We start from the raw sequence: 12,506 nt of genomic DNA on the forward strand, positions 1-12,506 counted from the left end.
TACAACCTTTAAAACAGTTGAAGCATTTTAAAAGGCTTTACCTGAAGAAAGGGGAGGAAAAGCGTATATCCTTTTTCATCACCAAAGACGACCTGTCAATAATCAATAAAGATATGCAGGCGGTGGTGGAATCCGGGGAATTCACCTTTATGGTAGGAACTCATTCCAAGGATATCAGGGTGACAGAGAAAATAGTTATAACAGAATGAAATAAATCCCTTTTATACTAATGAATTATGAAATTAATAATATACTGGAAGTATTTTGCGATATGTAGTGTCCTGCTCATTTTCACTTATGCTTGTAGCCTCAAACAAGAAAAATCGGCACAGGAACTCACTTCATATATAAATCCATATATCGGAACAGGTGGGCATGGGCATGTGTTCTTAGGTGCTAATGTCCCTTTTGGACTGGTACAATTGGGCCCTACCCAGCATGACAGAGGCTGGGACTGGTGTTCGGGTTATCATTACAGCGATTCTATTCTTGTCGGATTTAGCCACATGCACCTGAGCGGTACTGGTATCGGCGACTTGGGTGATATAACTTTCTTTCCAACTACCAACAACCGCCGTGAGCATTTGTTTGACCATAAGCACGAAACAGTTCGTCCGGGCTATTACTCGGTATGGCTTGAAGATGCTGACATTACAGTAGAATTAACCGCTACTGCCCGCACCGGATTTCATCGTTACCACTTTCCTCAAACAGGGCAGGCACAAATTATTATCGACTTGAAACGAGGTATTCGCTGGGACGAGCCGGTAGAAGGCTTTATCGTTCAGGAAAACGACACCGTGGTATCGGGTTACAGGTACTCCACAGGTTGGGCAAAAGACCAGAGGATCTACTTCACAGCTATATTCTCCAGACCAATAAAAACTTTCTGTGTATCAAATGATGATAAACAGTATACAGACACTCCTTCTGTGGTTACAAAAGAGGCGTTTGCCCAACTTATATTTGATGTGGCTGACGACAATACTGTTTGTGCTAAAGTTGGACTTTCTCCAACCAGCATAGATGCAGCTAAACGTAATTTGAAAGCGGAACAGCTAAGCGGTTGGACATTTGAGGATGTCGCAGATGCGGCAACTCTCACATGGAGTAAACAACTAAACAAAATAACAGTGGAAGGCCAGTCCGAAACAGACAAAAGTATTTTTTATACTGCACTTTTTCACTCAATGACTGCACCTTCGGTGTTCAGCGATGTCGATGCAGACTTCACGGAGTATACCACTTTGTCGCTATGGGATACATACAGGGCGGCACATCCGCTGGCAACTATTATCCACCCCGAACGTATCTCCGATTATGCTCGCACAATGCTGGCGATATATAATAGACAAGGCAAACTTCCCGTCTGGCATTTGGTAGGGAATGAAACTGACTGTATGGTAGGCAATCCCGGTATTCCTGTATTGGCTGACATGGTGCTTAAAGGATTTGATGTAGACAAGCAGGCGGCCTTAAAAGCCATGAAGACCTCCGCCATGTTGGATGAAAGGGGTATGATGTGGCTGAAAGAATACGGTTACATTCCTTATGATAAAGATGATGCGAACGAGACAGTAGCCAAAGGACTTGAATATGCGTTGGCGGATTGGTGTGTGGCACAGGTTGCAAACCAACTGGATGAAAAGGAGGATTATAACTATTTCCTTAATCGTAGCAAATCGTATCGATATTATTTCGACAAGCAACAACAGTTCATGCGGGGCATTTCTTCGGAAAGAGCTTTCCGCGAACCTTTCGATCCCTTCCATTCGGCACATATGGCTGATGACTATACCGAAGGTAATGCATGGCAATATACGTGGCTTGTTCCACATGATGTGCATGGACTGATCGAACTCTTTGGAGGTGAAGAGCGATTCATTACTAAATTGGATTCTCTCTTTATTGTAGAAGGTGATTTTGGTGAGGAGGCTTCGCCCGATATCTCTGGTCTCATAGGACAATATGCACATGGAAATGAGCCGAGTCACCACATTGCATACCTATATGCATATGTAGGTCAGCAATGGAAAACGGCGGAGTTGGTACGGAAGATTTTAGCAACATTGTACTTTGACAATATAGACGGTTTGAGTGGTAATGAGGATGTGGGACAAATGTCATCGTGGTATATCCTTTCCGCTTTAGGCCTTTATCAGGTAGCTCCTGCCGGAGGTATATATGTGCTTGGTAGCCCATTGTTTGATAAGGCTACCGTACAAGTGGGCGATGGTAAGGTTTTCGAAATCATTGCTCACCAAAATAGCAGTGAAAACATTTACATACAAGAAGCTAAACTAAACGGGAAACAGTACACAAAGTCGTATATCAGTCATAAAGACATTGTGTCTGGTGGTAAATTGGAGTTCGTAATGGGAAGTATACCATCATCCTTTGGGGTTGATAAAGAGGATAGACCATAATATTTTGTTTAAAACAGACCTTATTATAATAAGTCTTTCCACTCTAGGCACAGAAAAGGAAGAGTTCTAAAAAAGCTCTTCCTTTTTTTATTTATCCTTATCCGGTCATAGGTAGCTGCAATAACAAAATGTATTATAAAATGTTAAAATATCAAAGCATTGTAACCTTTTTGTTTTTTTTGCGACATATAAGTAAAAGATGCGAATAATTAAGCTCCAGATATTAGAATAAAGCATAAATTTGTGGGCCACAATATATCAGTCACATTTAAACATTAAACAAGCGTGATAAACATCAGAAACCTAAATAAATCATACTACAACGGGCCTGAACCCCTGCATGTATTAAAAGGAATTAATTTGAGTGTAGATAAAGGGGAGCTTGTTTCCATAATGGGCGCATCCGGTTCCGGAAAATCTACACTACTTAATATCTTAGGTATATTAGACAATTATGATACCGGCGAGTATTATCTCGATAATGTACTTATCAAGAACCAGAATGAAACAAAGGCTGCAGAACTCAGGAATCAGAAAATAGGTTTCATTTTCCAGTCTTTTAATCTTATCTCGTTTAAGAATGCGTTGGAAAATGTTGCTCTGCCTCTTTACTATCAGGGAGTAAGCCGGAAGAAGAGAAATGTTATAGCAATGGAGTACCTTGATAAGATGGGGCTTGCCTCTCATGCAAACCACATGCCGAACGAATTATCAGGAGGACAAAAACAACGTGTTGCCATTGCACGTGCCCTGATATCCCAGCCTCAAATAATTCTGGCCGATGAACCGACTGGGGCATTGGACAGTAAGACGTCTAAAGAAGTAATGGAATTGCTGCGACAGATAAACGCCGATGACAATATCACCATGCTGGTAGTTACACACGAACAGGCTGTAGCCGATGCTACTGATCGTGTAATCCATATAAAGGACGGTATAATCGGTTCGATAGAGATAAATGAGAATCCTGTTATAAATATGTAATCGCTAATATACTATGTTCGATTTCGACTCCTTGCGAGAAATATTATCCACCATCAGTAAGAACAAAATGCGGACTGCTCTTACAGGGTTTGCCGTTGCATGGGGTATATTCATGCTTATAATCCTATTGGCATCCGGAAATGGTCTGAAAAATGGTGTAACATCAAATTTTTCCAACAGGGCACAGAATTCCGTAACCTTATGGCCGGGATGGACATCAATGCCTTATAAAGGGCTGCCTTCGGACAGGAATATTAAATTTGATGACCGCGATTATGACCTGATCAGGAATAAAATACCGGAAGTTGAATATGTTTCTGCCCGGGTATCACAAAACGTAACCATGTCGTACGGAAATGAATACGGAGCATGGCGCTTAGACGGGGTTTCGCAGGATGCAGCTCATATAAACAATATAAAGGTAAGAAGCGGAGACGGACGTTTCCTTAATAAAATGGATGTGGATAACAAGCGTAAAGTAGTTGTTATCAGCCCCGAAATGAAGCGCGTTCTTTTCAAAACAGAAGATCCTCTTGGAAAATATGTTATAGCTAATGGCATTGCTTATCAGGTAATAGGAGTATTCGATGACACTGATATGTTTAATAATAATCCTCCGGCATATATACCGTTCACTACAGCTCAAATGTTGTATAACAAAGGCTGGGGATTCCGTCAGATAGATTTTACTGTAAAAGGGCTAACAAAACTGGAAGACAATAAAGCCTTTATAGAACGGGTACGGAAAAGAGTGGCGCAGCTGCATATGTTCGATCCTAATGACAGATCGGCTCTTTACGTACGCAATACAGCGGAGGATGTAGCTGAAACGAATCAAATATTCAATGGTATAAATATCTTTATCTGGATAATAGGGCTGGCTTCGCTAATGGCGGGTATTGTTGGTGTTGGAAATATTATGCTGATCACAGTAAAAGAACGTACGCGGGAAATAGGTGTACGCAAAGCAATCGGGGCAACTCCGGCATCTGTACTCAGACTGGTTATATTCGAATCGATACTGATAACTACAATAGCCGGATACATAGGTATGATCGTTGGAATATTTTTGACCGAAGGTATCAGTACTGCTATGTCAGGAGGACCATCCAGAGCTTCAATGGATAGTCCCACCATATTTAAGGATCCGACAGTAGACCTCAGTACTGTAGCTTTAGCAACATTCGTACTGGTCATCGCCGGAGTCATCGCCGGATTGATACCGGCATTGAAAGCTACCCGGGTAAGACCAATAGAAGCAATGAGAGCAGAGTAAAGAGTTATAAATTATAAATTATGAATTATAGGTTCTTTCATTTTTAACTTATGATTCATGACTCATAACTGATATATAGAATGTTTGATTTAGATAACTGGCAGGAAATATGGGCAACAATCACCCGAAATAAGCTTCGAAGCTTCTTAACGGGCTTTGGTGTCTTTTGGGGAATATTTATGCTGATCATACTGATCGGTGCGGGAAATTCCTTGCAAGGAGGAATTTATAAGAATTTCGAAGGATTCGCTTCCAACTCTTGCTTTTTCTGGACAGGACGTACCAGTGAAGCTTATAAAGGTTACCGAAAGGGACGTTGGTGGTCTATGAATGTGAGGGATATCGAGCTAATAAGAAGAAAAGCCGAATCGGTAGAATATATATCTCCAATGCTCTTTATCGGCGGTGGAGAAAAAAATGCAGTAAGAGGAACGAAATCGGGAACATACGATGTTAGAGGTATTCTTCCTGAGCATTTTATGATAGAAGGACAACATGTACTATCCGGACGATTGTTCAATGAACTTGATGAGGCAGGCAAGCGTAAAGTGTGTGTCATAGGAAAAGAAGTTTATGAAACTTTATTTCAAAAAGGAGAAGATCCTCAAGGGCAATATATAAGGGTTAATGGTATCTATTTTCAGGTAATAGGTGTCATACGCCCAAAATCACGAGCTTCCATCGGTGGAGATGTAGAACAATCCATTTATCTGCCATTTTCAACCACTCAGGTTGCTTTTAATCAAGGACAGAATATATGGTTTATGGCTTGTACGGCTAAACCTGGCTATCCGGCGTCAATGGTTGAAGAAGAAGTAAAGGCCATTATAAAAGCTTCACATGACATATCACCCACCGACGAAAAAGCAATGGGTAGTGTAAATATCGAAAAACAATTTATGATGTTTCAGAATCTGTTCATGGGAATTGATATCCTTATTTGGATCGTCGGTCTCGGTGCTTTATTCTCGGGGATCATAGGTATTAGTAATATCATGTTGGTAACGGTGAAAGAACGTACACGTGAAATAGGTGTACGGCGAGCCATCGGTGCAAAACCTATGACGATTATGATACAAATATTGAGCGAAAGTTTTGTGTTGACGGCTATAGCCGGATTTGGCGGATTCCTTTTCGGAGTATCAATCCTTGAAATTGTATATCAGGCAATGAGCAACACTATGGGTGGAGATACAGAAGGAGGAAGTATATTTATACCACCGTTTGTGTCTTTCTGGACTGCCATTGTCGCTATGGGAATACTTATTATTTCAGGAATTATGGCCGGATTTATGCCGGCAATGAGGGCTCTCAAGATAAAAGCAATCGATGCTATCAGGGAAGAATAGAAAAATTAGAATAAAAATTGTAAACTAAATATTATATGAAAAAGGTTCTTAGAATTATATTGTTTGTATTCCTTGGATTAATAGTTCTTGGTACATTCGTATTCCTTTGGAAAAAAGGACAGCCTAAAGAAGTCGTATACGAAATTACGTCTGCAGAAACCGGAGATGTCGAAAACACAACTGTTGCCACAGGTAAAGTTTCACCCCGTGACGAAATTCTTATCAAGCCACAGATATCGGGTATTGTATCCGAGGTATTGAAAGAGGCTGGTGATTATGTGAAGGTTGGAGATGTGATTGCTACCGTAAAGGTTGTTCCTGACGTATCGCAACTCAATTCAGCCGAATCGAGGGTGAGTGTAGCGCAAATCAATCTCAACCAGATAAAAGCTGAATACAATCGACAGAAAGACCTGTTTACCAAAGGAGTGATCGCTAAAGAGGAGATGGATAAATCGGAGGCTGATTACAAAAAAGCTCAGGAAGAGCTGGAAAATTCAAAAGATAATCTGGATATCGTAAAAACAGGTATCTCTAAAAAGACGGCGCAATATAGCAACACGCAAATACGTTCGACTATTACAGGTATGATACTGGATGTGCCTATCAAAGCCGGGAACTCTGTTATACAGGCTAACACATTCAATGATGGTACTACTATAGCTACCGTTGCTGATATGAACGATATGATCTTTATAGGTAAGATTGACGAAACAGAGGTAGGCCGTGTGCATACAGGTATGCCTATCAAATTATCGATAGGAGCTATTGAGAATCAAAAATTCGATGCCAAGCTTGAATATATTGCACCTAAGGGAGTGGAAGAAAACGGGGCAATCTTATTTGAAATAAAAGCTGCAGCCCAGATTCCGGACACGGTGCTGGTTAGAGCCGGATATAGCGCTAATGCTGAGATAGTACTGGCCAGAGTTGAAAAAGTAATAACCATACCAGAGAGCACAATCACTTTCAACAATGATTCTTCTTTTGTCTATATCCTGAAGGACACTATCGATCAGAAACAGACATTTGATAAAAAGAATATAAAGATAGGACTATCCGATGGTATAAAGGTTGAAGTAAAAGAAGGACTGAAAGTGGGGGATAAGATCAGAGGTAATGAAATGTCCGATAAGCCGAAAACGCCGGGACAAAACTGATAATTGATTGTTATGAAAAAATATATATTTACGAGTGGTTTGTTTCTTATATGTCTATCCTCGTTTGCTCAACAGAAGTGGACATTGAGAGAATGTGTAGATCATGCCATTGAAAACAATATAGAATTGCGCCAGCAGGCATTGAATGTGAAAAGCGCCGAAGTTGATTTAAGCACAAGTAAGAACAGCAGGTTGCCAAACCTGAATGCAAGTGCTGGTCAGGATTTTAATTTCGGAAGGTCTATCAGGACAAGTACCAATACTGTAGGTTCAGGTAATGTGGGTTCTACTTCTATAGGACTATCTTCTTCTATTCCTCTTTTTACGGGATTCCGTATACCTAATCAGATAAAACAGGATGAGTTCGACCTACTTGCTGCTACAGAGGGTTTGAAGAAAGCGCAGGAGAATCTGGAACTACAGGTTGTTTCACTTTTCCTCGATGTATTGTTCAAGAAAGAGATATTGAAGGCCTATCAGGATCAGCTCACATTAAGTAACCAACAGGTAGAGAAAACACAGATTCTGGTGGAATCGGGAAAAGTCCCTGCTTCACAATTATTCGACATGAAAGCACAGGCTGCCCGTGACGAACTGAATGTAACGATGTCTAAAAACGATCTGGACTTGTCATTGCTCAATCTGTCACAATCCCTCAACTTGCAACAACAGGGATCTTTTGATGTTGTAGAACCCGATATAGCCAATGCATTGGATAATAGCATAACAAGTATTATCCCTGTAGATCAGGTTTATCAGGTGGCTCTGGGTACAAAACCTCAAATAAAAGAAGCCGAATATAAAATAGAGAGCAGCAAAAAAGGATTAAAAATAGCACAAGCTGATTACTATCCTTCATTGGACATGAATATGCGTTATAGTACAGGTTTCGATCATGTATATAAAAGCGGATATGATAACCCGAGTATATCGAGTCAATTAGGTAGTAATCAAACCAAATATATAGGTTTTTCACTCAGCATCCCTATTTTCAACCGTTTCAGAGTACGGAACCAGGTGAGAACTGCCCGTCTGAATATCGAAAATCAGACGTTGGCGATGGATAATATCAAACTGGCTCTGTATAAAGAAATCCAACAGGCATATCAGAGTGCTACATCAGCTCAGGCTAAATACAATTCTACAGAAAAAGCATTGGATGCGGCCGAAGAATCATTCAAATATGCAAGGGAACGATACGATATAGGTAAATCTACCGTTTTTGAATATAATGAAGCGCAGACGAAACTGCTGACCAGCCAATCGGATCAGATACAGGCAAAGTATGACTTCATATTCCGTTCCAAAATATTAGACTTCTATCAGGGGAAACCAATTGACATACAATAAATAGTTTAGTGAACCTTTCCGTAATGATTAAGCCCTGTATTGACCTTAGAACAATACAGGGCTTTTACATTCAACTATTACTCTATTTATCTTCTCCGAAGATACTACCGTAACGGTGGTATTCGAAGGCGATGCTTTGCTCTTTCAGATAATTCAACAGTTCTATCCGGCCCTCTGCCAATGGTTTGTCGGAGGCAATATGCAAGCCCAGTTTTGCTGCTTTGTTATAAACTGCATCAGACAAGGTTGGCGAACAGCTGCGTATACGCTCGTAACGATCCATCTCCTCAATGAACTTCGCTTCACTCTGCACATTGATATGTACTTTTGTCATCTCAGCAACTACCGTTTCGATTGCTTTCAACCGGGGATCCCCTTCGGGGACGCTCACTGTGATCGGAGTTTTAGCCATATGTGATGCTGTCAGTACGAGCAGTATATCGCAAAGTTCGTCATTCTCTTGTACCCGCAATCCTACATGCTTCAAAGGAAGGTAACGGAAGGTATTCTCTTCCCCATAAATGTGATTCACATCTTTCTCTAATGAGAATTCCTCTTTCCAGGCCTTTGTATAACTTTCGTAAGCATAGTTCATGCGTAGTTTACAATGGTCTTCGGGTACAAGGTGAACCAAAGGATGCTTGGTTGATGTCATAGGAACAGCTTGTTCGGTAAACTCGACAAAACAGGAAACATAATTAGGTCCTCCGGCTTTTATCCCTCCACCGAAAGCGGAACGTTTCATTCCACCAAACGGCTGACGGTTCACAATTGCTCCGGTTATACCTCTGTTAATATACAGGTTACCTGCTTCAATATGGTTCTTCCAGTAAGCTTGCTCTTCTTCATCCAGACTTTGAAGTCCCGAAGTTAGCCCGTATTCTGAGGAGTTAGCGTATTCTACGGCCTGCTTCAGATCATCGACACAAACTACAGAAAGCAGAGGTGCAAATAATTCATTCTTGAACGTAAAGCTGGTTGGTTTTACACCCCATTTTACTGTAGGTTTCAGTATGTATTTCTTCTCATCGAGGAATTCAGGTGCTACCAGCCATGATTCACCCGGCTCGAGGTTCTCAATAGCATGCAATAACTTATCGTTATCGTTGGTTATCATTGGCCCCACCATGTTCATCGTGTCCCATACACTGCCTGTACGCATACTAGTCACGGCATCTTTGAGTTTCGACTGGAATGAAGGATCGTTATATGTCTTTTTATCAACTAATAACAGTGAACAGGCCGAACATTTTTGTCCTGCGTTACTAAAGGCCGATGACACAATATTTAATATTGCATGATCCTGATCACCATTGCCCGTAAGGATAATAGCATTCTTACCTCCTGTTTCGGCGGAGAGCGGAGTGCGTGGGCTGTTTTCCAACAGACGGAATGCGGTATCGGTACCACCTGTCAGAATAATGTGTTTCACAGACGGATGAGCGGTCAGGTAGTTCAGTGAAGAACGGTCTGCGCTACACACTACCTGCAATGTATCTTTAGGTACTCCTGCATCCCAGAAACATTTAGCGAATTCCCATGCGATAGGAAGGGCCACAGTAGCGGGTTTCAGTATCACCGTGTTACCTCCTGCCAAAGCCGAAGCCACACCGCCCACAGGAATAGCTAAAGGAAAGTTCCATGGCGGGATAACCAGAATAGTTCCCTTGGGAGCATAAGATACTGTATCAAGTTCTGCAAAATGCTTCATTGTAATCGGATAGAAACGGCAGAAGTCTATTGCTTCCGATACTTCCACATCGCCCTCCATAAAGGTTTTCCCTGTGATTGATGACATACAGCCAATCAGGTCGCCACGTTTGGCACTCAGGTTATCAGCTACCTGATGCAATATTTCGTTACGTTTATTTACATCGGTTTTTCTCCAGCCCGATTTATCTTCTTCGGCGATGGAAACAATCTCTTTTATCTGATCCAATGTGGACAGATTAGCTTCGCAGAAACAGACTTCATCGTTGCGGCTGCGGTCGTAATATTTTTTCTTATGTTCGGTTATTACTTCCTTATCGCCAATCTGAACAGGTACGATGAAGTTCTTCTCGTTTACCTCTGTTCCCCATTTCTTCAAATGATCCAGTGCCCACTGACGATTCTGAGGTAAGTCGAGATCTGTGTCAGGTTCATTTTGGAAAATATTTATATCCTTCACCGGAACAGGCTTTTCATTTCTGTTCTGAGTTCTGATTGCTTTTGAATCGATGCTGTCTTTAAGCTTATATGCTTCTATGAATTGATTTGTCAGGAATTGCCATTCAGGGCTATCGAGTTTGAGATTGAATGAGTAACTAAGGAAGTTGTCCTTACCTGTATTTTCGTCCAGACGGCGTACCAGATAAGAGATCGCATTGAGGAAATGCTCTTTCTTCACCACCGGAGTGTAAAGTATAATCTGTTTATCCAGATGGCGCATAACGCGAGGCAAGTGGTTTGCCATACCTTCAAGCATCTCGAATGTCACGTATTCAGATACACCATTCTTTTCTCCTAACAGATATGCGTAACCGATGCTAAAGAAATTGTGAGAAGCCACTCCTATATGTAATGCTTTTGCATTTTCGGGTTGTAAAGCCACATCAAGAATATGGAGATAATTGGCATCCACTTCTACTTTGGTCGAAAGAACCGGATTGACCCATCCGCGAAGTGATGAAATGATGCTCTCCATCTGTAGATTGGCTCCTTTCACCAGTCGCATCTTTAATGGAGCACCTCCTTCGGCAACCCGCTTTTTAGCAAGGGCCAATATTCGTTCCTGAAGCATTCCTGCATCCGGCAGGTAAGCCTGTACAACGATACCAGCTGTATAATTCTTAAATTGAGGCATGCTCATTACTTCTTCGAATACCTCGAGTGTAAGGTGCATATCTTTATATTCTTCCATATCCAGATTCACAAATTTCGGTTTGGTCACCCCGTTCTGATCAGTATATGGATAATCAATAGCTTGCTGATAAACAGATGCTACCAGTTTGCAAAGTTCTTTCTTGTTTTGTTCATAGCTTAACGGATGTATCTGCGCATATATTCCCGATAGTTTTATAGAGATATAATTGATGTCCGGTTCTTTCAGTGCTTCCAGATAGTGCTGATAGCGATTATTAGCTTCGCCGTCGCCTAAAACAACCTCACCCAAAAGATTTACATTCTGGCCGATATTGCTGTTCCATCTTCCGGCAAGATGTCCTGTAAGATACGGCCGTTCTTCTCCGATTATTATTTTGTTCGTTTCCTGACGTAGTCTTTTTTTGAATAAAGGCATCGCAATACCATCGAAAAGATAACCAAAGCAAGTGAATAGCTTCAGTTGGAACTGGTCGAATGAATTGAAGAAATCAGGTACACCATACTGGTCGATCAGCAACTTCATTCTTCGGGCCATTTTCTTACTGTCCCTTACCTGCGACGATTCGTCGAGCATTTTAGATAACAGTACTTTGTTGGATGGGGTTTGTATCAGCGATGCAAACTTCTTCTGCTCCTTTACTTCCTCAGGAGTCAATTCATTTTCAGCCTTATTAAGAAAATCTTTTGCCCAATTAAGGACTTCTGCAGAGGTTATCTTTTCCATTTGACTTACATATTGTTAAACATGATTAGATTTTTTTTCTAAGATATAGCAAAAGCTTTGAAAAGAATCCTGTTTTTGTGAGAAAAATAATCAAATTAATAAATTCTAATGTTGCTTTAATAGAGAGTATATTAAGTAATCTAAAATATTTACTGTCATGTATCTATTAATACCAATAGATAATTGAGAATGTTAAAACCTGACATATCTGACATGTTTTTTAGCTCTCTGCAATAGTTATCGATTAATAAAAAAGTTACAAAAGTTACACTTTTGCAGTATTCTGCATTAAAAAAACTGACACATCTGACAAATTTTTATCATTTTTTCAAAGACTACTTCCTCGTCCTACTTACCATTGTCTATTACCTC

The 12,506-nt window shown here is 40.8% G+C and carries 8 protein-coding genes; 7 read left to right on the plus strand and 1 reads right to left on the minus strand.

Going from position 1 to position 12,506, the window contains the following annotated elements:
• From GGR21_RS19025 to GGR21_RS19055, 7 genes are all read left to right on the plus strand, one after another.
• Positions 1 to 209 (plus strand): fibronectin type III-like domain-contianing protein (locus GGR21_RS19025; protein ID WP_183308858.1); only part of this gene is annotated, 209 nt, incomplete at its 5' end.
• A gap of 27 nt (positions 210 to 236) precedes the next feature.
• On the plus strand, positions 237 to 2,426 hold the full coding sequence (locus GGR21_RS19030) for a GH92 family glycosyl hydrolase (RefSeq protein WP_183308859.1): 2,190 nt from the start codon (positions 237 to 239) through the stop codon (positions 2,424 to 2,426).
• Between the two features lie 285 nt (positions 2,427 to 2,711).
• On the plus strand, positions 2,712 to 3,410 hold the full coding sequence (locus GGR21_RS19035; RefSeq protein ID WP_183308860.1) for an ABC transporter ATP-binding protein: 699 nt from the start codon (positions 2,712 to 2,714) through the stop codon (positions 3,408 to 3,410).
• 13 nt (positions 3,411 to 3,423) lie between these two features.
• The gene (locus GGR21_RS19040; protein WP_183308861.1) at positions 3,424 to 4,686 is read left to right on the plus strand and encodes an ABC transporter permease; all 1,263 of its coding nucleotides are present in this window, start codon (positions 3,424 to 3,426) and stop codon (positions 4,684 to 4,686) included.
• Between the two features lie 80 nt (positions 4,687 to 4,766).
• The gene (locus GGR21_RS19045) at positions 4,767 to 6,035 is read left to right on the plus strand and encodes an ABC transporter permease (RefSeq protein ID WP_183308862.1); all 1,269 of its coding nucleotides are present in this window, start codon (positions 4,767 to 4,769) and stop codon (positions 6,033 to 6,035) included.
• 35 nt (positions 6,036 to 6,070) lie between these two features.
• Complete coding sequence (locus tag GGR21_RS19050) at positions 6,071 to 7,195, plus strand: efflux RND transporter periplasmic adaptor subunit (RefSeq protein WP_183308863.1); 1,125 nt, start codon at positions 6,071 to 6,073, stop codon at positions 7,193 to 7,195.
• A gap of 12 nt (positions 7,196 to 7,207) precedes the next feature.
• Positions 7,208 to 8,545 (plus strand): TolC family protein, encoded by a 1,338-nt coding sequence (locus GGR21_RS19055; RefSeq protein WP_183308864.1) that lies wholly within the window; start codon positions 7,208 to 7,210, stop codon positions 8,543 to 8,545.
• Positions 8,546 to 8,627: 82 nt separating this feature from the next.
• Here the strand turns inward: GGR21_RS19055 and GGR21_RS19060 are convergent, their stop codons facing one another.
• On the minus strand, positions 8,628 to 12,134 hold the full coding sequence (locus GGR21_RS19060) for a bifunctional proline dehydrogenase/L-glutamate gamma-semialdehyde dehydrogenase (RefSeq protein ID WP_183308865.1): 3,507 nt from the start codon (positions 12,132 to 12,134) through the stop codon (positions 8,628 to 8,630).
• Positions 12,135 to 12,506 lie beyond the last annotated feature (372 nt).

Source organism: Dysgonomonas hofstadii, from assembly GCF_014196915.1.
Lineage (GTDB): Bacteria > Bacteroidota > Bacteroidia > Bacteroidales > Dysgonomonadaceae > Dysgonomonas > Dysgonomonas hofstadii.